Annotated in this window: 22 protein-coding genes; 12 read left to right on the top strand and 10 right to left on the bottom strand. The window is 70.9% G+C overall.

Annotated elements, in window-relative coordinates:
• Positions 1-3 precede the first annotated feature (3 nt).
• Positions 4-1,554: a carbohydrate-binding protein gene (locus tag ACQP2T_RS42100; protein ID WP_433510429.1), complete on the bottom strand. Its 1,551-nt coding sequence runs from the start codon at positions 1,552-1,554 to the stop codon at positions 4-6.
• Positions 1,555-1,872: 318 nt separating this feature from the next.
• Between ACQP2T_RS42100 and ACQP2T_RS42105 the strand changes: the two genes are divergently transcribed.
• The 4 genes from ACQP2T_RS42105 (at position 1,873) to ACQP2T_RS42120 (ending at position 5,399) form a co-directional block, all read left to right on the top strand.
• Positions 1,873-2,346, top strand: a complete 474-nt coding sequence (locus tag ACQP2T_RS42105) for a hypothetical protein (protein WP_433510430.1) — start codon at positions 1,873-1,875, stop codon at positions 2,344-2,346.
• A 115-nt stretch (positions 2,347-2,461) separates the two neighbouring features.
• Complete coding sequence (locus ACQP2T_RS42110) at positions 2,462-3,316, top strand: hypothetical protein (RefSeq protein WP_433510431.1); 855 nt, start codon at positions 2,462-2,464, stop codon at positions 3,314-3,316.
• Positions 3,313-4,551, top strand: a complete 1,239-nt coding sequence (locus ACQP2T_RS42115; protein ID WP_433510432.1) for a WD40 repeat domain-containing protein — start codon at positions 3,313-3,315, stop codon at positions 4,549-4,551. Before ACQP2T_RS42110 ends, ACQP2T_RS42115 begins: the two co-directional genes overlap by 4 nt.
• Positions 4,548-5,399, top strand: coding sequence for a hypothetical protein (locus ACQP2T_RS42120; protein WP_433510433.1), 852 nt, complete (start codon positions 4,548-4,550; stop codon positions 5,397-5,399). The genes ACQP2T_RS42115 and ACQP2T_RS42120 overlap by 4 nt, the downstream gene beginning before the upstream one ends.
• Before the next feature lie 61 nt (positions 5,400-5,460).
• Here ACQP2T_RS42120 and ACQP2T_RS42125 read toward each other — a convergent pair whose 3' ends face one another.
• A complete protein-coding gene (locus ACQP2T_RS42125; RefSeq protein WP_433510434.1) occupies positions 5,461-6,147 on the bottom strand; it encodes an SDR family oxidoreductase in 687 nt (228 codons plus the stop codon).
• Positions 6,148-6,245: 98 nt separating this feature from the next.
• Between ACQP2T_RS42125 and ACQP2T_RS42130 the strand changes: the two genes are divergently transcribed.
• Positions 6,246-6,812 (top strand): TetR/AcrR family transcriptional regulator, encoded by a 567-nt coding sequence (locus tag ACQP2T_RS42130; RefSeq protein WP_433510435.1) that lies wholly within the window; start codon positions 6,246-6,248, stop codon positions 6,810-6,812.
• A gap of 50 nt (positions 6,813-6,862) precedes the next feature.
• On the opposite strand, the gene ACQP2T_RS42135 is transcribed toward ACQP2T_RS42130, so the two are convergent.
• From ACQP2T_RS42135 to ACQP2T_RS42145, 3 genes are read right to left on the bottom strand one after another with little or no spacing between them, the layout of a single operon-like run.
• Positions 6,863-8,149, bottom strand: coding sequence for an NAD(P)/FAD-dependent oxidoreductase (locus tag ACQP2T_RS42135; protein ID WP_433510436.1), 1,287 nt, complete (start codon positions 8,147-8,149; stop codon positions 6,863-6,865).
• Positions 8,146-9,555 carry an NAD(P)/FAD-dependent oxidoreductase gene (locus ACQP2T_RS42140; RefSeq protein ID WP_433510437.1) on the bottom strand — a complete coding sequence of 470 codons (1,410 nt, stop codon included), beginning with the start codon at positions 9,553-9,555 and terminating at the stop codon, positions 8,146-8,148. Before ACQP2T_RS42140 ends, ACQP2T_RS42135 begins: the two co-directional genes overlap by 4 nt.
• A complete protein-coding gene (locus tag ACQP2T_RS42145) occupies positions 9,552-10,973 on the bottom strand; it encodes an FGGY family carbohydrate kinase (RefSeq protein WP_433510438.1) in 1,422 nt (473 codons plus the stop codon). The genes ACQP2T_RS42140 and ACQP2T_RS42145 overlap by 4 nt, the downstream gene beginning before the upstream one ends.
• 95 nt (positions 10,974-11,068) lie before the next feature.
• Between ACQP2T_RS42145 and ACQP2T_RS42150 the strand changes: the two genes are divergently transcribed.
• A complete protein-coding gene (locus ACQP2T_RS42150; RefSeq protein WP_433510439.1) occupies positions 11,069-11,812 on the top strand; it encodes a GntR family transcriptional regulator in 744 nt (247 codons plus the stop codon).
• Between the two features lie 16 nt (positions 11,813-11,828).
• On the opposite strand, the gene ACQP2T_RS42155 is transcribed toward ACQP2T_RS42150, so the two are convergent.
• Positions 11,829-12,464 carry a TetR/AcrR family transcriptional regulator gene (locus tag ACQP2T_RS42155; RefSeq protein ID WP_433510440.1) on the bottom strand — a complete coding sequence of 212 codons (636 nt, stop codon included), beginning with the start codon at positions 12,462-12,464 and terminating at the stop codon, positions 11,829-11,831.
• 96 nt (positions 12,465-12,560) lie between these two features.
• Here ACQP2T_RS42155 and ACQP2T_RS42160 point away from each other — a divergent pair, with 96 nt between their 5' ends.
• Together ACQP2T_RS42160 and ACQP2T_RS42165 are read left to right on the top strand one after the other, a co-directional pair.
• Complete coding sequence (locus ACQP2T_RS42160) at positions 12,561-12,962, top strand: hypothetical protein (RefSeq protein ID WP_433510441.1); 402 nt, start codon at positions 12,561-12,563, stop codon at positions 12,960-12,962.
• A 24-nt stretch (positions 12,963-12,986) separates the two neighbouring features.
• On the top strand, positions 12,987-13,127 hold the full coding sequence (locus ACQP2T_RS42165) for a hypothetical protein (protein ID WP_433510442.1): 141 nt from the start codon (positions 12,987-12,989) through the stop codon (positions 13,125-13,127).
• Positions 13,128-13,222: 95 nt separating this feature from the next.
• Here the strand turns inward: ACQP2T_RS42165 and ACQP2T_RS42170 are convergent, their stop codons facing one another.
• Positions 13,223-13,861: a TetR/AcrR family transcriptional regulator gene (locus ACQP2T_RS42170; RefSeq protein ID WP_433510443.1), complete on the bottom strand. Its 639-nt coding sequence runs from the start codon at positions 13,859-13,861 to the stop codon at positions 13,223-13,225.
• A gap of 91 nt (positions 13,862-13,952) precedes the next feature.
• Here ACQP2T_RS42170 and ACQP2T_RS42175 point away from each other — a divergent pair, with 91 nt between their 5' ends.
• From ACQP2T_RS42175 to ACQP2T_RS42190, 4 genes are all read left to right on the top strand, one after another.
• Positions 13,953-14,852 carry an NADP-dependent oxidoreductase gene (locus ACQP2T_RS42175; protein WP_433510444.1) on the top strand — a complete coding sequence of 300 codons (900 nt, stop codon included), beginning with the start codon at positions 13,953-13,955 and terminating at the stop codon, positions 14,850-14,852.
• A gap of 94 nt (positions 14,853-14,946) precedes the next feature.
• Positions 14,947-15,552, top strand: coding sequence for a flavin reductase family protein (locus ACQP2T_RS42180; protein ID WP_433510445.1), 606 nt, complete (start codon positions 14,947-14,949; stop codon positions 15,550-15,552).
• A gap of 68 nt (positions 15,553-15,620) precedes the next feature.
• Complete coding sequence (locus ACQP2T_RS42185) at positions 15,621-15,941, top strand: hypothetical protein (RefSeq protein ID WP_433510446.1); 321 nt, start codon at positions 15,621-15,623, stop codon at positions 15,939-15,941.
• Between the two features lie 69 nt (positions 15,942-16,010).
• Complete coding sequence (locus ACQP2T_RS42190; protein ID WP_433510447.1) at positions 16,011-17,477, top strand: serine/threonine-protein kinase; 1,467 nt, start codon at positions 16,011-16,013, stop codon at positions 17,475-17,477.
• 1 nt (position 17,478) lies between these two features.
• Here the strand turns inward: ACQP2T_RS42190 and ACQP2T_RS42195 are convergent, their stop codons facing one another.
• The 3 genes from ACQP2T_RS42195 to ACQP2T_RS42205 all read right to left on the bottom strand — a co-directional run bounded on the left by ACQP2T_RS42195 (position 17,479) and on the right by ACQP2T_RS42205 (position 21,946).
• Entirely contained in the window at positions 17,479-18,300 is an 822-nt protein-coding gene (locus ACQP2T_RS42195) for an SAM-dependent methyltransferase (RefSeq protein ID WP_433510448.1), read from the bottom strand.
• A gap of 90 nt (positions 18,301-18,390) precedes the next feature.
• Positions 18,391-19,143: a peptidylprolyl isomerase gene (locus tag ACQP2T_RS42200; RefSeq protein ID WP_433510449.1), complete on the bottom strand. Its 753-nt coding sequence runs from the start codon at positions 19,141-19,143 to the stop codon at positions 18,391-18,393.
• A 97-nt stretch (positions 19,144-19,240) separates the two neighbouring features.
• Positions 19,241-21,946: a LuxR C-terminal-related transcriptional regulator gene (locus tag ACQP2T_RS42205; RefSeq protein WP_433510450.1), complete on the bottom strand. Its 2,706-nt coding sequence runs from the start codon at positions 21,944-21,946 to the stop codon at positions 19,241-19,243.
• Positions 21,947-21,949: the final 3 nt, after the last annotated feature.

Consider the following 21,949-nt stretch of genomic DNA (forward strand, 5'->3'; position numbering starts at 1 on the left):
CGGCTAGCCGAAGGTGACCACGAGGCGGCCGTCCGCGGCGAAGGACCAGTGCAGGGCACCCGAGTAGGAGGAGCATCGAGACCCGTTCGAACCGGACCAGAACTGGTTGGAGCTGTCGGCGTTGCCCACGATCCTGTCGTTGGTCCCGCTGCCGCTGCGGCACGAGACGTTGTTGCGGAACACCGAGGTGCCGGCGTCGAAGGAGTAGTTGCGCTCGGTGTTGTCGATGCTGACGTTGTCCGAGATCGACATCGTGCCGGGGTTGCGGTTGTAGGTGAACCCGTGCTTGCCGTTGCGGTAGGCGATGCTGCGCCGGATCACGTGATTGACCGCGATGTCCTCGCCACCGAGCTTGTAGCCGTTGCGGTCACCGTTGCCGTTCTGGGTGCCGTTGCTGAGAGTGCCGTTGTTGTAGGAGAGGGAGTCCTCGATGGTGACCGGGCCGATGGCTCCGGTGTCCGTCTTGGTGTAGAGGTCCCAGCCGTCGTCGATGTTGTTGTGGGACACCGCGTAGCGGAAGACGTTGCCGGGGCCGGAGGTGAGCTTCGCGGCGAAGCCGTCCGCGTCCTCGCCGTCGGAGTCGGCGTTGTCGTGCGACTCCGAGCTCAGGATGAGGTTGTTGGCCGGCCACTGGCTCTGGGGGGTGTCAGAGGCGATCCGTGAGATCTGCAGCCCCGAGTCACGGTTGAAGCGCGTCACCGTACGCTCGATGATGTTGTTGCTGCCGCCGACGAAGATCCCGTTGTCACCGGCCCGCTCGACGACGATGCCGTAGAGGTGCCAGTACGACCCGTTCAGGGCAAGCCCGCGGTTGGCCGAGTCCTCGCTCATGGCCGAGAAGTTCAGTACGGGCGTCTCCCCCGGGTAGGCGGACAGTTTCTTGCGGGCGCTCGAGGTGCCGTTGTTGCCCGCCGCGATGGTCAGCGTCTGCGAGAGGTTGTACGTCCCGCCGCGCGCGTAGATCACCCCGCCCGCGGTGACGCGGGTGATCGCCGAGGCGAGCGTCGTCGGGGCCGACTCCGTTCCGGGCGCGCTCGCGCTGCCGTTCGGCGAGGCGTACAGCGTGCCGGTGGGCGGCGGCGTGCTTCCGGTCGTGACCTCGAGGTAGTCGATGTTCGCCAGGCCGGTGCTGCCCGTGGGGTCGAGCCGGATGGTGTTGCTGCCCGAGGCCAGGTTGACGGTCAACGTCTTGGTGGTCCAGGCGTCCCATGTACCCGTGCCTTCGAACGACACCGACTGCACGGTCGTACCGTTGACCAGCAGGTTGGTGGGACGGGCGCTGGTGGTGCCGTTGGCGAACCGCACCCCGAGCGTCGCCGAACCGGCCGCCGAAGTAGTGACCGTGTACTGGACGTAGGCGCCCGCGGCATTGGTGCCGTTGCAGAAGCCGCTGCCGGAGTAGCCCGCCCAGTTGGAGTCGATCGTCCCGGTGCAGACCGCCGGAGAGGTCTCGGCCTCGTACCGGGTGGTCGCGGCATTCGCGATGGATGGTGACAGTGCGACGAGCACGCCGGCCAGCAGGCCGGCGCACGCCATGACGGCTTTTAGGCGCATCCTTCGTCTCCGTGAGCTTGGTAAGCGCTTTCCGATGGATGAGCGAAGCTAAGCACGCACCGTTGAGCCTGGAAAGGTCTCACGTACGCGGACGCTCCTGCGGCCTCAACCCGGAGACGGCACGTCAGCCGAGGTCACAGGCGGTGGAGAGCATGGGGAGAGCCTCATCCTCATGCGGTGCGGCGGTGAAACTTTCAGCGACGACGACAGATCGTCGGCACGGCGGAGCGACGCGCTGGGCGTGAGAGACTACGCCGACCTTGACGTCGAGTTGTGGAGTTCTGTTTCGTGCGGTCACGAGTCATTGCCTGTGTTCCGGTGCTGTTGCTCTTCCTGAGCGCCTGCGGGGAGAAATCCGAGCCGGAGGCGGCACCGTCCGCCACCCTGGCACCGTCCTCTACCCCGGCACCGTCCTCCGCCCTGGCGACGCCCACCACACCGACACCGGAATCCCCCAAGACGAAAGCACCGGAGACGGCGGCGCCGACGACTCGGCCCTCACCCTCGCGCAAGCTCGCCGGGCCTGGGACCGTGTGTGGTGAGCTTCAGCCGCCCGGCGGCGGGCCCATGGCCGCGGTCGCCGTGTCCGCGGGGCGGGCCGATTGCCGTACGGCAGTGAAGGTCTTCCGGACCTACTACCGGCCGGACACCCCCAAGCAGGGCAGCGCCGGGGTGGCGACCGTCGGTGGCTGGCGTTGCGCCAGCAACTCGGCCGCGCAGGCGAGCATGAGTGGGCGTCTCTCCTCGTGCCAGAAGGCCGCCGCCAGGATCGTGGCGGACGTCATCCCGTAGGTCATTGGGCGCGCCAGGGGCAGCAAGGGCACGACCGCAATCTGATCGCAATCGGTCGTTCCTAGTATTCGATCTCGTGTCGGGCACCTGGTCTCACTTAGCCAGGCGGTCCCGGGTGCGCTATCGCATTCGGGTGGCCGCCGTTCTTCTCGCGACAGCCGGAGGCGTCCTCCTCCTGTTGGCCCTCTGGCCGCGCAGTACCGGTCAGCCCATCGTGTACGGCGAGGCGTCCGACTGCGGCGACGCGGCGTGTCACGGATGGAGCCTGCGTCTCGCCTCAGGCGAGGTCTACCCGCTTCCGTACGCCGCCCAGGAGCCCGAGATCGCGATCAGCGACGACGGGCACCGGGTGGTCTACCTGGATCTGGCCGATCGCCGGGTGATGGCCCGCGACCTGCGGGACGGCACGTTCCGCTCCCTCTCGCCCGAGCTCACTGCGGATCAGGCCGTGAACATCGGCGGCTTCGTCTTCTCCCACGACGGCGGCCTCGTCGCTTACTCGGCTCAGTCCGACAGCCGGATCATGGACTTCGGCACCGGGAAGGTCCGGACGATCGCCGGGATCTGCCAGGTGTTCGGGCTCAGCAAAGACCTCATCTGGGGAGTCCCACGCTGCGGGCCCGGCAGTGGGGAGAACCGCCGGATTGTCGCGATCCGCGCCGACGGCAGCGGCTTCCTCGTGCCGGGGTTGGATGACGAGGGCGTCCTCCTCTCTCCCGACGGCCGGCGACTGCTGCGAGTCGGCATCGACTACAACGAGATCGTCGACGCCGTCACCGGAAAGAGGCTGGCCCGGATGAAGAGCGGCGGTTGCGAGCGGGTCGAGAGATGGCTCAACGACCGCGAGGTGCTGTGCAAGCGCTCGAAGAGCTACCAGGCGATCGACATCGCGCGGGCGACAAGCCGGACCGTCACGGGGGTGCCCGCCAGATGGGGCACAGGTTTCGTACTCGGGAGAGTGGAGCGGTGAGCGAATGGGAGACGCCGCTGCTGCGCACGGCGACGCTGCTGGTGGGCGACCCGTCCAAGGCGGAGAGGATCACGGCGATCGCGCTGCTCAAGCACGGGGACAACAAGAGTGCATATTTCACGCTCTATCGGAAGGCGCGTGCTGAGCGGGCGGTCCAGGTGGCGCTGCACTACGACGGGTGGAGCGAGGAGGACACCGCCGACCTGACCGGATTGAGCGTCGTGAAGGTCCGGGCGCTGGCAGGGGAGGTCCCGCTGGAAGCCGCCCCCGAGGTCGATCCGTCGGGCTTGCCGCGACGCAAACGACTGATCCGCCGACACCGCAGGCTTGTGGCGAGCGCCTGTCTCCTCCTCGCCGGAGCGGCGGTGTTCACGATGCTGTGGCCGAAGCACCACTTGCTCGAACCGGAACCGGCCACCCCGCGTCTCTCGCCCGTCCTGGCCGCGACCACCAAGACTCCCATCCGGTACGGCCTGCGGGTCGAGGACTCCTTCCCCGAGGCGCCCGCCCCGTGGAACGCTTTCCCGGGCAGGAGCGGCTGCGCGGTGATCGACGTGACCGGAGCCCGGTGGCGGATCCCCGACGCCGACGGGCTGTCCGGTGTCGAGGTGAGCCCGGACGGGCACAAGCTGGCCTACTACAGCCTCTCCCGCCACCAGGTGATCGTCCGCGATCTCACCACCGGCTCGGTCGTACCGGTCCCCACCGACTTCACCGCGAACACGCTCCGCTTCTCCGCCGACGGCCGCTATCTGGCGGCCCAGGGACCCTCGGAGCTGACCCTCGTGATCGCCGACACCTCGACGGGAGAGCTCCGGCGCGTGGCTGTCCCGGAGCAAGAGCTGCAGGGCTGGGCGGGTCACCAACTCGTCCTCGACGACGGCACCACCTTCCGGATCGGCGAACACACCATCCGCGACCCCTTCGACGGAGGAGGCGATGTCGCCGCCTCTCCCGACGGGAGGTCCATGGCGGTCTTCCCCTGGGAGAAGAACCAGATCCGCCTGATCGATCCGGCCACCGGCAGGACAATCCGCGAGATCCGCCCGCAGCTGCCACCGACCGCCGTAATGAGCCGCCTGTACCGGTGGGCGGGGGCGAACGAGGTGGTGGTCTTCGCACCGGGATACCACTCGGCGGCCGTCTACGTGGTGAATCTGGCCACCGGCGCGGCCCGGGGCGTGCCGTACCTGCCGGACATGTCATCAGCAGACCTGACCATCGGAGCGGTATGAAGCGCGCGGTGATCCTCCTGGTGCTCGCCTTGGCGGCCTGCACGCCCGAACCGAGCGCGCCTCCGGAGAAGGGCGTCGTCGCCTTCCATCCGACGACGGCGCCCATCCGCTGGACCGACTTCGCGGAGGGCGGCCTGAGCCTCCACCTCGCGACGGGCGAGGACATACTGATCAAGGATGCCGACCGGGAGATCGTGGTCAGCATCGACGGGCATCGCCTCGCCTACCTCGACTCCGCCACGAACCAGTACGTCGCCCTGGACCTGCGCGATGGCCGGTCGCGTCCCCTCACCCGCCGGCTCACCGCCGCGGAGCTGGACAGGCAGAGTCCTGGCCCCACTCCCCTGGCGGTCTCCGCGGACGGCAGGCTGTTCGCGGCCGCCATCGCGGCGGAGCAACGGATGATCATCACCGACTTCGAGACTGGCGGCACCCGGACCATCCCGAAGCTGTGCGTGGTGTTCGGAGTGACCAGAGACAAGATCGTCGGCTCCCGGGAGTGCGGCTGGGACGGTGCGATCATCTCCGTCGACAACCGGGGCAAGGCCAGGACCGTTTCCGAGTACATCAACGCCGAGAGGGTGAAGAGCCTCTCCCCCGACGGGAAGCTCCTGATGGGCTGCCACGGCTTGATCACCTTCTGGGACGCCACGACCGGCGCCCGGGTCAGGGATTTCCCTACCCCGGGCTGCGGCGAACTCGTCCAGTGGCTCGACGACCGGCGCGTCATCCTGAACTCCATCCGCGGCTTCCTCGTCATCGACGTACGGACCGGAGCGCTCACCAAAGCCCCTGGTCTGCCGGCCTACCTGGACCACCGCATGGTCGTCGGCATCGTGCCGGAGTGAGGGTGTGAGGGCGCCGCCCTCAGCCTCCGTCGCCGTCCTTGACGGCCGCTTCAGGCCTGATTCAGACCGGGTTCAGCGTGGTGGACAGGCTCTGCTTGATGTTCCGGGTGACCTCGTCGGCGAGGATTTCGGGTCGGCCGTTCTCGATGCCGCGCAGGACCTGGGCGGCGACGTCGGCGGGGTCGGCCTTCTGGTCGGCGGGAACGCCGGCCGCCATGTCGGTGTCCATGTACCCGACGTGCAGCGCCGAGACGGTGATGCCGCGCGGCGCCAGTTCCTCGCGGACCGCGTTGGTCTGCGCCCAGGCAGCGGCCTTGGCCGCGGCGTAGGCCCCGGTGACGGCCGGGTGCCACCAGGACAGCACGGACAGGACGTTGACCACGGCGCCGCCGCCGTTGCCCTCGATGACCGGGGCGAAGGTGCGCGTCACGGCGAGGGGGCCGAAGTAGTTCGTCTCCATCTCCAGGCGCACCGCCTCCAGGTCGCTGGTGATCAGCGGGGTGCCGGTGGAGATTCCGGCGTTGTTGATCAGCAGAGTCGCGTCCGATGCGCGGCGGGCCGCGGCGCGGATGGACTCTTCGTCGGTCACGTCCAGGCGCAGCGGGATGGCGCCGGCCACGTCCACGCTCTCCGGGCGGCGGGCCGCCGCGTACACCTTCGCTCCGCGCTCCAGAAGCTGGACGGCCAGGTGGCGGCCCAGTCCTCGGTTGGCGCCCGTGACCACGGCGACCGCGTTCTCCAGTTCCATGTCTGCTCCCAGCGTTGCGGATCCATTTAGATTGCGTTCGTAATCTAAGCTGGAGCATAGGATAGATGACAGCCGACATCCAAATGAGGGGGTGGCCGATGGGCCGCGTGTCACAGGCGAAGGCGCAGGAGAACCGCAGGCGGATCGTGGAAACCGCCTCCCGGCTGTTCCGGGAGCAGGGCACACATGTCAGCGTCGCCGACCTCATGAAGGCGGCCGGACTGACCCACGGCGGCTTCTACAAGCAGTTCGCCTCCAAGGAGGCGCTCATCGACGAGGCCACCAGCCATGCTTTCGCCGAACTCGCCCAACACCACACCGCCGCGTTCGAACAGCACACCGGACAACCCGACGCCGCCCAGCAGGCGTTGATCGACGCCTATCTCTCCATCAAGCACCGCGACAACCCCTCGGACGGCTGCCCCGTCGCGGCGCTCGCCGGCGACATGGCGCGCGAACCCGGCAACCACGAGGCCCACCGCGTCTACACCCAGGGAGTCAGCGACTTCGCCGACGCGCTCGCCACCCCTGACCAGGACGGCATCACCCGGCTGTGCATCATGCTCGGCGCACTCGTCCTGGCCCGCGCCACCAAGGACTCCCCCCTGTCCGAAGAGATCCTCGCCACCGCGCACGCCGCCCTGACAGCGACAGCGACTCCGTGATCAGGCGCCGACGGTCATTTCCGTGCGAGCGGTCAGTCCGGCGCGAGCGGTCAGTCCAGTGCGAGTCGTACGGGCCCGCCCGCCGGGTCGGCGCCCGTCACGAGGGTGAAAGGTACGCGGAAGACCCGGCCTGGGGCGGCGGGCCAGGGTAGGCGGGTACGGCCGAGGAGGCGCCCGTCCTGGGTCGCGGCGATCCGTGGGAACCTCCGGAAAGCGTCGGACCACAGCAGGAGCCTCCCCCTGGAGGGCGGCGGCCCGCCGGGGCGTACGATCTGCGGCGCGACCCAGCGCAGCGGCGCCTCGGCCACCAGCGGCACCCCGCCGGCCGGGGCGGGGTGCCCGGCCAGATGCCGCAGGACGGCGGCGGCCACGTGGCGGCCGTCGAGCGCGGCGATGTCGGCGGTGTCGACCGGGTGCAGGAGGTTCCCCGCCGCGAACACGCCGGGCAGGCTCGTGGCCAGGGAGGTGTCCACGCGCGGCCCGAGTGTGGACTCGTCCATGTCCAGGCCGCCGGTACGGGCCAGCTCGTGGTCGGGGATCCAGTCGCCGGTGGTGATCACGGTGTCGCAGGGGACGCGGTGGCGTGCACCGGTGTCGAGGTTCTCGATGTCGACCGAGGTCACGCGGCCCTTGCCGTTGACGGCGACCAGCCGGGTGCGGGTGCGGACGAGCACGCCGAAGGCCAGCCGGCCCGGGACGTGGAAGGCGGTGTAGGCCTCGGGTTTGGCGTACTCGCTGGTCATCAGCACGGTACGGCAGCCCGCCTCGCGCAGGGTCAGCACCGCTGACCAGCTGACCAGCTCCGCGCCGACGACCACGGCGCGCCGCCCGACCTCGCGATGGTGCAGGTGTACGAGGTTCTGCAGCTGGCCGGTGGTGTAGACGCCGTCGGGCCGGTCACCGGCGATGAGCCGGGCCGAACGAGGCCGCTCCCGCGCCCCGGTCGCCAGAACCACCGCGTCGGCCTGGACGAGGCGGCGGCCGCGCGGCGAGGTCACCTCCAGGGTCCGCGGTTCGGCCCCTCCGGTGACAAGGGTTCGCGGTTCGGCCCCTCCAGTAGGCAGAGCCCATCCGGTGACCATGGCCTCCGTCTCCAGCCGCGCCCCGGCCTCGTGGGCGGCGCGGGTCAGCCGGCGCGCGTACTCGGGGCCGGAGACGAATCGGCGCAGGTCGCGCATGCCGTAGCCGGGATGGTCGCTGTGCCGGGGGATGCCGCCGGTCTCCGGCTCGCGCTCCAGGACCAGGACGTCGCCGTCCACTGCGGGGGCGAGGGCGGCGGCGGCCGTCAGTCCCGCCGGTCCACCGCCGATGACGGCCACGCGTACCCGCTCGGTCATTCCGTCTCCCCCTCGAAGATCTCTCCCTCGTAGATCTCTCCCTCGTAGATCTCGCGTACCCGGGCTCCGCAGAAGAAGCCCTGGCAGCGTCCGTTCATGGCTCTGGTGCGACGGCGCAGGCCGTCCAGCCCGGCGGGCGGGATCACCGACGTCATCGCGTCGCGGATCTCCCCCCGCGTCACCCGCTCGCAGAAACAGACGATGCGGCCGTACTCGGGGTCGGCGGCGATCGCGGCGGCGTCCTGGTACGGGCGCGCGAACGCCTCGCCCAGGTTGGGCATGCGCGGCGGCGCGGGCAGGCCGGCGCGCGCGGTGAGGTCCAGATGGCCGGCGAGCAGGTCCCCGATGTGTTCGGCGATCGCCATCCCGGCGGTCAGGCCGGTGGAGCGGATGCCGCCGATCAGGAGGTAGCGCTGTGCGGCGTCGAGGTCGATGAGGTAGTCGTCGTACCCGATCGAGGCCCGCAGGCCCGCGTACGTCGCGGTGACCTCCTCCTTCATCAGCCGGGGCATGAGCGCCGCGCCCTTCTCGCGCAGGAACGCCAGCCCCGCTTCGGAGGTGCCGGTGGCGCCGCGGTCGGTCAGGTCCTCGGCGGTCGGCCCGACCATGACGTTGCCGTAGATCGTGGGGCTGACGAGCACGCCCTTGCCCGCCGACGAGGGCACCGGCAGCACGATGCAGGGCGCCAGCGGCCGGGCGAGCTTGTCGAGGACGAGCAGTTCGCCGCGGCGCGGCGTGACAGTGAAGCGGTCGTTGCCGAAGAGGGCGTCGAGCGTGTCGGCGCCGAGTCCGGCGGCGTTGACCACCCAGCGGGCGGTGACCTCGCCCGCGGTGGTCGCCAGCCGGGTGGTGTCCGCGCCGACGTGGACCTCGGTGACGCGGTGGCCGCGCAGCAGCGTCACGCCGCGGTTGACGGCGTCGGTGGCCAGGGCGAGGTTGGTGGTCCAGGTGCAGATGATGGACTCGCCGGGAACGGTCAGGCCGCCGAGGGCACCAGGGCCGAGGGCGGGGACCCGGCGGTAGACCTCGGCCGCGTCGACGGTCTCGCAGGCGGTGTAGCCGTTGCGCTCGGCCTTGGCGCGCAGCTCGGGCAGGGCGTCGAGCTGTTCGGGGGTCCAGGCGACGAGCAGCGCTCCGGTACGTTCGACCGGGATCCCGGTGACCTCCGCGTAGTCGCCGAGCAGGTCGTAGCCACGGGCGACCAGGCGGGATTCGAGGGTGCCGGGTTTGGCGTCGAAGCCGGTGTGCAGGATGGCGGTGTTGGCCTTGCTGGTGCCGTCGCCCACGTCGTCGCGCGCCTCCAGGAGCGCCACCGACAGGGCGGTGCCGCCCAGCAGCCGCGCGATGGCCGAGCCGACGATGCCGCCGCCGATCACGGCCACATCGTAGGTACGGGGTGCGTTCACGAAATCTCCTTCGACAAGCGGGCAGCCGCCTGCCATCGCTCCAGATGCTCGGCGGCGCGAGCGGCTGGCCAGGCGGGCTCGTAGACGGCCGACGGCCGCCAGCCGCCGACCACCGTGGCCGCGTCCAGCGAGGGGTCGAGGGCCATCAGGGCGCAGGCGGCGGCGCCGAGCGGCGTGGCGTGCGGTGACGGGTAGACCTCCACGGGGAGCTGGGCGAGGTCGGCCTGCGCCTGCATGAGGACGCGCGAGCGGGTCAGGCCGCCGTCGACGCGCAGCCGGGACAGCGGCGCGCCGAGGTCCGCGCCGACCAGCGCGGTCAGCGCGGCGACCTGGGCGGCGACGCCCTCCAGGAGTGCCCGTACGAGGTGCCCGCGGCCGGTGCTGAGCGTCATGCCGGTGAAGGAGGCGGTGGCGGCGGCGTCCCACCACGGTGCGGCCAGGCCGGCGAGCGCGGGCACGCACAGCACGCCGTCGCTGGAGGGTGCCGCGACGGCGTCGAGTTGTTCGGCGCCGGAGATGAGGCCGAGGTCGGCGAGCCAGCGGACGGCCGAGGCCGCGGTGTAGACCTGGCCGTCCACGCAGTAGCGGGTCTCCTCGCGCAGCCGCCAGGCGATCGACGTCGCCAGGCCCGACGTCGATCGGGTGGGGGACGTACCGAGCTGGGCGAGCAGGAAGGCCCCGGTGCCGTAGGTGCACTTGGCGGTGCCCGCCTCAAGGCACGCCTCGGCCAGGAGCGCGGCCTGCTGGTCGACGATCAGGCCGGTCACCGGGATCTCCGGCCCGAAGGCGGTGGTCGTACCGACGACGGCGTCACTGGCGACGATCTCGGGGAGCCGTTCGGAGCCGAGCCCGAAGACGTCGAGCAGCTCACCGCTCCACCGCCCGTCCGCCAGGCCGAGCAGCAGCGACCGACCGGCGGTGGCGGCGTCGGTGACGAACGCCCCGCACAGCCGGTGCACCAGCCAGGTGTCGGTGGTCGTCACGACGCCTTCGGTGGTGAGCTCATCACGGATCCAGCGCATCTTCGGCGCGGAGAAGTAGGGGTCGAGCACGAGGCCGGTGAGCGCGGCGACCCGGTCGGCGTACGGAGCCCTGGCCGCGCACAGCCGTTCGGCCCGGCGGTCCTGCCAGACGATGGCCGGAGTGAGCGGCTCGCCGGTGGCCGGGTCCCAGGCCAGGACGGTCTCGCCCTGGTTGGCCAGGGCGACGGCGGCCAGCGGCACGCCCGCCGCCGCGCCGGCCCGCCGTCCGGCGGTCAGGACGGAGTCGAGCAGGGCGTGCGGGTCCTGTTCGACACCGCCGCCCTCCAGATAGCGCGGGCGCAGGGCCTCCTCGGCGATCGCCAGGACGGCCCCGCCCCCGTCCACGACGATGGCCTTGGTCCCGGACGTACCCTGGTCGATCGCGAGGATGTACATCGTCAGATCTGCTCCTTTTGCCCGAAATCGCCCTTTGGTATATACCATGTGGCTTAGACCATAAGGTATCGTCCAAGCGGGCTAGGGTGTCAACCATGGGGACGAAAGTTCACAAGGGCGCAGCCTCGCCGCGTTACGTGACGATCGCCGCGGAGCTCCGCGACCGCATCACCGGCGAGAAGCTCGGCCCGCACACGCTCATGCCGTCAGAACGGGAACTCAGCGAGACCTACGGCGTCAGCCGGATGACGGCCCGGCAGGCCCTGGCGCTGCTGGAGAAGGAGGGCTACGTCTACCGGCGGCCGCCGCGCGGGACGTTCGTGGCCGAAGCGCGGGTGCCCTTCCACATCGGCAGCTTCTCCGACGAGATCATCCTGGCCGGACGGCGCCCTTCCGCCCAGCTCATCTGGGCCGAGGAACGCCCGCCCACCCCCTCGGCCCGCGAGGCGCTCGACCTGGCCGGCGAGGAGACCGTGCACGCCCTGCACCGGCTGCGGTTCGCCGACGACGAGCCGATCGCGCTGGAGACCACCTACTTCCCCAGCGCCCTCACGCCCGGACTGCTGGAGCAGCCTCTCACCGGGTCGCTCTGGCACATCCTGCGCACCCACTACCGTGTCGTACCGGCCGACGCCTCCGCCGTCATCGAGTCCATCGTCATCGACGACGCCTCCTGCGCCCGGCTGAAGATCCGCAGCGCCTCCAACGGGATCCTGCTGACCCGCCGCACCTACACCGCCGATGGGCGGTGCGTCGAGTTCGCCCGCGACGTGTACCGCGCGGACCGCGCGTCGTTCAAGGTCGAGGCCCGGATTCCCGTACCGGTCGAAGACGTCTGAGCCCCAGCGACGGCTCTCAGCTCTGGGCTGAGAGCCAGGGCGGCGACGCCGCATCGGTGGCGGACGCGTGCAGGCGTCTCTGGATGGCGCTCCTGGCCCGCCGGTAGGCGACGGGATCGTCGTGCAACAGTGAGACGGCGTTGGCGGTCTCCATGAACGCGATCAGTTCGAAGGCGAGCTGATCGGGTTCGGTGTCCTCGGTGAGCTCTCCGAGCCCGCGCGCGTCGCCGACGGCGCCGGCGACCAGCAGGTTCCACTCGCGACCCGCGGCGGCGACGGTGTCCCGTACGCGACCGGGGCGGGCGTCGAACTCGGCGGTGACCGTGAAGAAGAAGCACCCTCCGGGGAAGACCCGCCGCTCCGAGTAGCTCAGCCAGCGCTCGCACAACTGCCACACCCGCCCCAGGCCCGGCGGCTCCGCCAGGGCGGGGTGGACGACCTCGCCGAGGTAGACACCCGTCGCGGCCCGGATCGTGGCGAGCTGGAGCTCTTCCTTGGAGCCGAAGTAGCCGAAGAGCCCGCTCTTGCTCACGCCGAGGTCGACGGCCAGCCGCCCGATCGACAGGCCCTCCAGCCCGTCCTTGGAGGCGATGTCCGCCGCTCGGCGCAGGATCGCGTTCCGCGTCCCCTCGTCTCGTGGCCGGCCCGCCATTGCCACCCCTTTCGCGCACGAACGTTCGGTCAATTATGCCGCACCGTGATACCGTCCCATCCAAGCACGAACGTTCGTGCTGAAAAAGGAGGTGTCATGAGCATGCTGAGAAGCCGTTGGACCTCGGGGCCGGCCGTGGACATCGCCGGGCCCGTGCTGGTCGCGGTGACCGCGTACCAGGCCGACAGAGCATGGGACCTGCCCGGTATCTACCGGTCCGGGATCGCGCTGCGCCGGGCCTGGCCCCAGCTGGAGGGCGCGGTCGGGATGTGGCTGTGGACGCGGCCGCTGGAGCTCAGGTGCGGCTCGGTGTCGATCTGGCAGGACGAGCAGGCCCTGCGGCGGTTCGTGGGGTGGCCGGAGCACGTCGCGATCGTGCGGCGCTACCGCGGGCGGGGGCGGCTGACGTCCACCACCTGGAACGCCGCCGGCTTCGAGCCCGCGGCCATCTGGGCCGAGGCTCGGCCGCACCTCCAGCACAGAGCACCTGCCCAATAACCGTTCCTTCCGGGAGGAGTCCCCGTGCTGAGACCCTTGTTCTATTCCGGTCCTCCGCTGGAAGTGCTGCATGAGCAGTACGCCAAGAATGACCGCATCGATGCCACCGCCCCCATCCGGGCGGTCACCCGGGTCATCGTCGACACGGGCCTAGAGGCCGTGTGACGCGTGCTGGCCGACCCACAGTGACGGACCTGCCTTCGGACAGGTTCGTGCTCCCCGGTCGCCGTCCGCGCCGAGCTGAGAGGAAGCCGGCTCGGCTACCGGCAGGCATCATCCGACGCGGGCGCGGGGCCGCGCAGCAGGGTCATGAGCTGGTCGTGCGCGATGCGGCGGTAGTCCTCCGACAGCGGGTCGACGCCGAGGATCGCCGCGACGTGGTCGGGCAGCGCGAGAGGCGCGAAGGTCAGCGCGTACGCGAGCAGCATCACGAACTCCGGTGACGGCGCGTCGCTGATCTCCCCGTCGCGCTGCCGCCGGCGCAGCCGCTCGATGCCGTCGCGCAGCTGCTCGCGCTGGGCATTGGACATGCCGCCGCCCTCGCCGGGATCGTCGCCGAGTGCCTGCCAGAGCACCATGCGCGCCCATTGGGGCCGTTCGAGCGTGGCGTCGAGGACGGCGGCGAAGGAGTCGGCGAAGGAGGACTCCGGCGGCGGCAGCCCGGCCCCGGTCTCGGTCCACCGTCTGCGCAGCTCCGTCAGCAGGCCCTGCTTGCCACCGAAGTGGTAGCTGATGAGCTGCTGGTTGACCCCGGCTCTGGCGGCGATGGCCGCCGTGCGGGCTCCGGAGTAGCCCTTGGCCCCGAACTCCTCCAGCGCCGCCCGCAGGATCCGCTCCCGGGTCCGCTCCGCGGCGGTCCCCCGCTCGTCCTCGGTCACCGCACGTCGCCGCGTCGTCATGGCCGCCATCCTAGCGATTCAATCGTTCAGTTGACAAAATTCATCCAAATGGGTGAGTCTTTGGCCCATGACACGACGAAGGGATCACCCGATGAGCAAGGCCATCGTCTTCAACACCTACGGCGGCACCGACGTCCTGGAACTCGTGGACACCGAACCGCCCGTGCCGGGACCGGGCCAGGTACGCCTGCGCGTACGGGCGGCCGGCGTCCAGCCGTTCGACAACCTCTTCCGCGACGGCTCCGCGTCGCGGTACGCGCCCGCCATCTTCCCCCAGCGCCTGGGCAACGAGGCGGCCGGGATCGTGGAGGCGGTCGGACCCGGCGTCACGGACTTCGCCGTGGGCGACGAACTGCTCGGGCCCGTCACGCTCGCGGCGTTCGCCGAACACGCCGTGGCCGACACCGAACAGCTCGTCCGCAAGCCCGAGTGGCTGCCGTGGAACGAGGCGGGCGCCCTGTCGGCCTCCGGGCAGACCGCCCACACCGCGCTGCGCGAGCTGGGCGTGGGCGCGGGCGACACGGTCCTCATCCACGCCGCCGCCGGGGGCGTCGGCCACCTCGCGGCCCAGATCGCCATCGCGTGGGGCGCCAGGGTCATCGGTACGGCCGGCACAGGCAACCACGACTTCCTGCGCACGCTCGGGGCCGAGCCGGTGACCTACGGGCCGGGGCTGGCCGAGCGGGTGCGCGAGCTGGGCGGCCGGGTGGACGCCGCGCTGGACTGCGTGGCCACGCCCGACTCCCTGGACGCCTCCGCCGAGCTGGTCAAGGACCCCGGCCGGGTGGGCACGATCGCCTTCTCCCCGCTCGCCAACGCGCGCGGCGTCCGCCGCCTGGGCACTTCCCGCTCGGCCGAACGCCTGGCCGAACTGCTGGAGCTGGGCGTCAGGGTGTCGGTGCAGGCGACGTACCCACTGGAGCGGACGGCGGCGGCCTGCGCGGCGGTCGAGTCGGGACACGTACGCGGCAAGGTGGTCGTCACGCCGTAGCGGCCCTCCAGAGGCGCGGCTTTCGCACAAGCTTCAGGTCCGCCGCCCGCGTGGCGATTGGCGAACAGGGCGCGAACGACGAATATTGATCATCATGCGCGTCGACTTCGATCCTGCGGAGATGGGCGGGCCGGCTTTCTACAGGTTCCTGACCTCGGTCGTCGTCCCGCGCCCGATCGCGTGGGTCTCCACCGTCACGCCGGACGGAACCGTCGAGAACCTCGCCCCGCACTCGTTCTTCAGCATCGCCAGCACCGATCCGCCGATCGTGCAGTTCACCTCGATCGGCCGCAAGGATTCCCTGCGCAACGTGGAGGACACCGGCGAGTTCGTCGTCAACTTCTCCGCCGAACCGCTGCTACAGCTGATCAACGCCACCGCGACCGACTTCCCGCGGACCTTCAGCGAATTCGACTACGCGGGAATCGAACGCGAACCCAGCCGTCATGTGCGGCCGCCCAGGGTGGCGGTCTCGCCCGTGGTCATGGAGTGCCGTTCGCACACGACCCTGCACATGGGCAACTCCACCCTGGTCTTCGGACGGGTGTTCCTCGCTTCGGTGCACGAGGACTACATCGTCAACGGCCGGCCCGACGCCGAGCTGCTGCGCCCGCTGACCAAGCTCGGCGGGGACGAGTGGGGGACGCTGGGCACGATCCTGCACCTGAGCCGCATCCCTTACGAAGAGCCGGCGATGTGACGCGGCTGTTTCGTGGTTCTCGTCGGGGTAGGGGCCGTAAGGTCTGACGGTTCTCATGAGGAGGGGAAATGCCTCGCGGATCGAGCAAGAAGCGGGAACGCCAGTACGAGCACATCAAGGACAGCGCCAAGAAGCGGGGAGAAAGCACCAAGCGCGCGACCGAGATCGCCGCCCGTACCGTGAACAAGGAGCGGGCCAGGGCCGGTGAGTCCCGGACCGCGAGCCGCACATCCACCAAGGACATCTCGTCGAGCCGCCGGGGCGGGCTGCGCTCCCATTCCGGCGCGGGCGGTCGTACCAGGGATCAGCTGTACGCCGAAGCCAAGAGCCGCAACATCAAGGGCCGCTCGAAGATGAGCAAGGCACAGCTGGAAAAGGCCCTTGGCTGACCCGGGTCGTACGGGGGCCCTGTGACACAAGAGGCTGAATTGTAGAATATACGTCCGTATAATCGCGTGATGGCCATCGTCGCGAGCCGCTACCGACTCCTGGCACCGCTCGGTCAGGGCGGCATGGGCACGGTCTGGCGGGCCGTGGACGAACTGCTCCGGCAGGAGGTCGCGGTCAAGGAGGTGCGCCTGCCGCCGGAGCTCGACCACGCGGCCCGGGCCGAGCTCACCGAGCGCACGCTGCGCGAGGCCAGGGCGGCGGCGCGGCTGCGCTCACACCCCTCGATCGTCACCGTGCACGACGTGGTCATGGACGGCGGGCGGCCATGGATCGTGATGGAGCTGATCCACGGCCGCTCCCTCGACCAGATCGTGCGTACGGACGGCCCGCTGTCGCCGCGCCAGGCCGCCTGGGTGGGCCGGCATGTGCTCGACGCGCTCGGTGCCGCGCATGCGATGGGCGTGCTGCACCGCGACGTCAAGCCCGGCAACGTGCTGCTGACCGACGACGGCCGCGTGCTGCTGACCGACTTCGGCATCGCCACGGTCGCCGGGGACGCCGCGCTGACCCAGACCGGCCTGCTCAACGGCTCGCCCGGCTACATCGCCCCAGAACGGTTACGCGGCGAGGACGACGGGCCCGCCGCCGACTTATGGTCGCTCGGCGCCACGCTCTACACGGCGGTGGAGGGCAGCCCGGGGTTCTCCGGTCCCAACGCGGCCGCGGTCATGGCCGCGGTGCTGATGCGCGATCCGGCCCCCGCCAGGTTGGCGGGTCCGCTCGCGCCCCTGCTCGCGGCCTTGCTGGAGAAGGATCCCCAGCGCCGGTGTACGGCCGAGCAGACGGCCCACTGGCTCCACGACGTCACCCAAGGCGACACCCCGGCCACGATCCCCGCACGCCGCGAAGCCCCCGTGAAGCGCCGCCGTACCCTCGTCGTGGCGGGCGCGCTGGCGGTGGCGGTGTGCGGCACGGCCGCCACGGCGATCTGGCTCAATCTGCCGCCCGCGACTACGGACGCGCTCGCCGAGCCGTCATCGAAGTCTCCGGCGTCCGCGAAGCCGTCCCCGACGAAGACCGCCGTGAAGCTGTTCCGCCAACCGCCCAGCACCTGCAAGCTCCTGACCAACGCGCAGGCGCGCACGCTGCTCGGGGGCACGGCGCGACGCCAGCCCCCGTCCACCATGCGGTGCCAGTGGCAGGGTGTCGGCAACGCCAGTGTGACGGTGACGACGTACCGCAACCCGACCGTCAAGAGCTGCGGCCTCAACCTCGATGGCATGGTCACCCTGGCCAAGGACGAGCGTGCGCGCCACCCCGACACCAAGCTGCGCTCGATGCGGGTCGTCGGCGACAGGACGTACGCCTACACCCGCCGCGACCCCGATGTGGCCGCGGGCTTCCACAACACGCAGGTGTCGTTCTGCCTGGCCAACGTGCTGGCGTACGTCAACTACCTGGGTCCACGGCCGGGCTACGGGACCGCCGACCAGGCGGCCAAGCACGTCGCCGCGGCCTTGAAGGCCCTCCGCTAGGTCAGGGGACCCGGCCGACGCCGCCCAGGATGCCGCCCTTCTCCAGCCCTGGGACGATGAACGGGTCGTCATCGCGCCAGTCCTGCACCGGCACGACGCCGGGTTCGAGCAGCTCCAGCCCGTCGAAATACGTGCGCACCATGTCGCGGTCCCGCAAGTGCAGCGCGCCGGAGGTCGTACGCCGGTAGACGCCCTCCGTTTCGATCCGCCGGCCGGGGGTGCTCTGGTCCCTCTCCACGTACGCGTGGGTGATGATCAGGTGACTCCCCGGCACCAGCGGCTCGCGCAGAGCCCGGACGATGCCGGCCACCTCGTCATCGCTGCTGAAGTAGTGGAACAGCGCGACGGCCAGGACCGCCACCGGCTGGCTGAAGTCGAGGTGCTGGGCGGCGGCGGCCAGGAGGCCCTTGGGGTCGTGCGCGTCGCCGTCGATGATCACCGTGTCGGGGTTGTCGGCCAGCAAGGCGCGGGCGTGGACCAGCACGATCGGGTCGTTGTCCGAGTAGACGACCTTGGCGTCGGGGATGATCCGGTGCGCGACCTGGTGCACGTTGTCCTGAGTGGGCAGGCCGGTGCCGATGTCGAGGAACTGCCGCACACCGGCCCTGGCGACCGTGTCCACGGCGCGGATCAGGAAACCACGGTTCGCCCTGGCCATCTCCCGTACGTCCGCGCCGCCCTCGCGGCTCAGCTCGATGATCCGCTCGGCCGCCTCGCGGTCAGCCGGGAAGTTGTCCTTCCCGCCGAGGAAATAGTCGTACATTCGGGCGACGGTCGGGACGGTCGGATCGATCTTCCCCGGAGGCCGCTCAGGCTCGGTCACGCTCCACCTTTCATCATCTATGACGGCATCTTATGGGGAATCTGCGGATTTGTGATCAGGACCGGCCAGGTGCCCGATATTAAAGACGGCCTACCTGCGGCACACCCGGGCGTCTCGGATGTCGGCCGGAAGCACGGGCTTGCCGTCCACCGGCGGTGTGGGACCGTCCGGCTCCGGCTGGATGCCGCCGGCGGCGATGCGGTCGAGGACGGCGAGCCCGGCGGCGTCGACCGTACCGAAGATCGTGTAGTTGGGCGCCAGTCCGGAATCACCGTAGACCAGGAAGAACTGGCTGCCGTTGGTGTTCGGGCCGGCGTTGGCCATGGCCAGCACCCCGCGCGCGTACGTCTTGCGCACCCCGGTCGTATCGCCCGGCCACGGCGGCAGGTCCGTGGGCAGCTCGTCCTTGTACTTGTAGCCCGGCCCGCCCTCACCGGTGAAACTGGGGTCGCCGCACTGCAACACCTTCAGCCGGTCGTACGCGGTGAGCCGGTGGCACGACGTGGCGTCATAGAACCGGTGCTGGATCAGGTGCACGAAGCTCTGCACCGTGCACGGCGCCTTGGCCGGGTCGAGGGCGAGCCCGATGTCGCCGTGGTTGGTCCGGAGCACCGCGGAGACCGGACGCGTGGGCGTGCGGCGCGGGTCCGGCGGCAGCGGCACGTCACGCACGGCCGGGTCGTCGGGGGTCTCGGTGTACTGGCACGGCCCCTTGGTCGTTCGAGGCGGCTTGTCCAAGGCCGCCGCCGAGGCCGGCAGCGCACCGATCGCGATCAGCGAGCCCGTCGTGACCGCGGATAACGCGGCGCGGGCCGCGAGTCGTACGAATGCTCTGCCGGACATCTGTCCTCCACTGCGTGATGATCGCTGGGTTTCCTGAGGTCTAGTCGATCTGACCAGCGCGGTCAAGGGTTCGGTACGCGCCTGTCCACCCTGGACGTCACTCGGCGGCCGGCGTGATCGTCCCGATGCCGGTGGCGGCTTGCCGTACCAGATCCGCCAACTCGGTCCGGGAGGTGATGCCCAGCTTGGGAAAGGCGCGATAGAGGTGGAAGCCGACGGTCCGCGGGCTGAGGAAGAGCTGGGCGGCGATCTCCCGGTTGGACGACCCCTGCGCGGCGAGGAACACCACGTGCCGCTCCTGCGGCGTCAGCCCGCGCAGCGCTTCCGGCAGCGGCCCCGCGGAGCTCGACTCCCCCGAGGCGCTCAGTTCGGCCGCGGCGCGCTCCGCCCAAGGGGCCGCCCCCAACTGCTCGAACGCGGCACGCGCGGCCCGCAGATGAGAGCGGGCTTCGGACCTGCGCCGGATACGGCGGAGCCACTGCCCGTAGGCGAGCTCGGTCCTGGCCCGCTGGAAAGCGGTCAGGGACGGGCTGTGCAGGTCGAGCGCGCCGAGGAAGAGCGGCTCCGCCTCGCTGTCCGGCGCGGTCAGCGCCCGGCAGCGCAGCGCCACCGCGCCCACCCAGCGCTGGCGCGTGTCCCCCGCCCACCGCTCCAGCAGGGCGAGCGGCTCGACGGTGGCGCCTGGCAGGTCGGCCTGTACGGCCGCGTCCACCAGATCGGCCGCGCAGTGGACGGCGATCACCGGGTGGTGCGCGGGGCCCGCGACCACCCGCTCGAGGTGCGCCACAGCGGCGCCCGCCCGGCCCAGCCCCAGCTCCAGCAGGCCGAGCGCCCAGGTGGCCAGCGCCGCGCTGGCCGGCGCGTCGTGGTCGGCGCAGTAGTCCAGGCTCGATTCGGCGTAGGCCCGGCAGCGCTTCTCATCGCCGCTCAACGCGGCGATCAGCGCGACCAGGCCGCTCAGGTGCCCGACTCGGTGGGTCTGGCCGAGGTCGCCGGCGAGCTTCAGCCCCTCGGTGGCCAGGCTGAGCGCTTCGGCGATGCGGCCGCTCAGCATGAGGGCCTGGGCCTGGAGTTGCAGGGCGTACGGCAGGAGGCCCAGCAGGTCCTGGTGGCGGCAGTCGGCCACCAGTGTGGAGGTCAGACGCAGCGCCGAGCCGGCGTCGGCGGCCATCAAACCCAACGAGGTGGCGGTGATGGCTTGCTGGGTCGCCAGGGCGGGCGTGTGCTCGACCAGCTCACCGATGGCGGCGAAGCCGCTGAACGGGTCACCGGCCATGATCTTCGCCAGCGTGGGCAGCGACCGGGCCAGCGGAGCGGACCAGGTGGGCTGGGCCCCTGACCCCGCCGGTGCCGACCAGACGGCGGCGGCGATCTCGGCCGCGAGCCCCTCGTCGCCGCTGTAGCCGAACAGGCGGATCGCGTCGGCGATCATGACGATGGCCATGGCGTGGTCGTCGTCGCCGATCCTGGCCGCCGCGTCCAGCAGCATCCGCGCGGCCTTGGTCGGCGAGCCGATCTCGGACTCCACGGTGGCCAGCACGCGGGCGGCCGAGGCCAGCGTCGAGGGTTCGGCGCTCAGCTTGGTCGCGTACGTCGCCAGGTCCGCCGCGCGGCGCAACTGGCCGGCGTCGCACGCGGCGACCGCGGCGGCGGCATAGCGCCGGGCGCGGGGCTCGGGGTCGATGGTCAGCTCGGCCGCGCGCTCCAGCGCCGACGACGTCCCGACGGCCTCCAGCTCGCACGCGATCTCCTCATCCGGCCCCAGCACGGCGGCGGCGAGGTGCCAGACCCACCGCTCGGACGACGCCTCGGCCAGGGCCCGGTGCGCGGCGATGCGGGCCGAGACCGGCGCGGACTGGTAGGCGGCGACCAGGATCAGCAGGTGGCGAGGGGTGAGCTTGTCCGGCCGCACCTCCACCAGCCCAGCGGTCTCGGCGGGCTCCAGATCAGCCGGAGTCGCTCCGGTGGCGGCGAGCAGTTCGGGCAGGGAGGCCGCGGGGTCGGCGGCGGCCAGCAGGAGGAGGAAGCGAGTGCGCTCAGGTAGGGCCCGTAAGCGCGCGCCGTACAACTGATCGGCCCGCCGCGACCGCCCGGCCCAGCCGGTGTGCAGGCCCAGCGGTGACAGCCTGCCCTCGACCTGCGCGGGGCTGATCCCCGTGGCCAGCTCGCGCAGGGCCAGCGGATTGCCGCGAGCCTCCTCGACGATCCGCTCACGCACCTGCGGGACGATGCCCGGCCGGCACTCGGCGACGATGTCCAGCGCCGCCTGTCTGTCGACACCGGGCAGGTCCAGCTCGTCGGTCCCCTGGAGCGCGGGGACCTCGCCTCCGGCGGCCACCAGGATCACCACGCGCGCGGCGGCCAGGCGGCGGACGCAGAAGGACAGGACCGCCAGGCTCTCCCGGTCCAGCCAGTGCGCGTCGTCGATCAGGCAGAGCACCGGCCGCTTGCCCGCCAGGTGGCGCAGGAGGTTCCAAACAGGTAGGTACGGCGAGGCAGGTTCGCCGCTGTCGAAAGGCCCCGGCTCGCCCAGCTGGTCGAGGACGTCGCGCTGCTGGGCGGGCAGGTGTTTCCAGCGCGGGCGGGTGGTGGCCAGCAGCATGTGCAGGCCGCCGTACGGAAGGTGCGACTCCTCCGGGCTGCCCGAGGCGCGCAGCACGATTTGATCACTCGCGAGCTCGGCCGCGAAGGCGAGCAACGCGCTCTTGCCCGCCCCGGCTTCCCCGCGCACCATCAGGGCGCCGCTCTCACCAGCGAGAAGTCGCGTGATCCTGGCCTGCTCCGCGATGCGCCCGTGCAGCACCAG

The sequence above is a fragment of the Nonomuraea sp. CA-143628 genome (genome assembly GCF_050942315.1).
Lineage (GTDB): Bacteria > Actinomycetota > Actinomycetes > Streptosporangiales > Streptosporangiaceae > Nonomuraea.

Coding starts and splice junctions, on each gene's coding strand:
- ACQP2T_RS42185 (WP_433510446.1), top strand. CDS start 15,621: ATGCCTCGCGGATCGAGCAAGAAGCGGGAACGCCAGTACGAGCACATC.
- ACQP2T_RS42200 (WP_433510449.1), bottom strand. CDS start 19,143: ATGTCCGGCAGAGCATTCGTACGACTCGCGGCCCGCGCCGCGTTATCC.
- ACQP2T_RS42160 (WP_433510441.1), top strand. CDS start 12,561: ATGAGCATGCTGAGAAGCCGTTGGACCTCGGGGCCGGCCGTGGACATC.
- ACQP2T_RS42120 (WP_433510433.1), top strand. CDS start 4,548: ATGAAGCGCGCGGTGATCCTCCTGGTGCTCGCCTTGGCGGCCTGCACG.
- ACQP2T_RS42190 (WP_433510447.1), top strand. CDS start 16,011: ATGGCCATCGTCGCGAGCCGCTACCGACTCCTGGCACCGCTCGGTCAG.
- ACQP2T_RS42150 (WP_433510439.1), top strand. CDS start 11,069: ATGGGGACGAAAGTTCACAAGGGCGCAGCCTCGCCGCGTTACGTGACG.
- ACQP2T_RS42170 (WP_433510443.1), bottom strand. CDS start 13,861: ATGACGACGCGGCGACGTGCGGTGACCGAGGACGAGCGGGGGACCGCC.
- ACQP2T_RS42155 (WP_433510440.1), bottom strand. CDS start 12,464: ATGGCGGGCCGGCCACGAGACGAGGGGACGCGGAACGCGATCCTGCGC.
- ACQP2T_RS42180 (WP_433510445.1), top strand. CDS start 14,947: ATGCGCGTCGACTTCGATCCTGCGGAGATGGGCGGGCCGGCTTTCTAC.
- ACQP2T_RS42135 (WP_433510436.1), bottom strand. CDS start 8,149: ATGACCGAGCGGGTACGCGTGGCCGTCATCGGCGGTGGACCGGCGGGA.
- ACQP2T_RS42130 (WP_433510435.1), top strand. CDS start 6,246: ATGGGCCGCGTGTCACAGGCGAAGGCGCAGGAGAACCGCAGGCGGATC.
- ACQP2T_RS42175 (WP_433510444.1), top strand. CDS start 13,953: ATGAGCAAGGCCATCGTCTTCAACACCTACGGCGGCACCGACGTCCTG.
- ACQP2T_RS42145 (WP_433510438.1), bottom strand. CDS start 10,973: ATGTACATCCTCGCGATCGACCAGGGTACGTCCGGGACCAAGGCCATC.
- ACQP2T_RS42100 (WP_433510429.1), bottom strand. CDS start 1,554: ATGCGCCTAAAAGCCGTCATGGCGTGCGCCGGCCTGCTGGCCGGCGTG.
- ACQP2T_RS42125 (WP_433510434.1), bottom strand. CDS start 6,147: ATGGAACTGGAGAACGCGGTCGCCGTGGTCACGGGCGCCAACCGAGGA.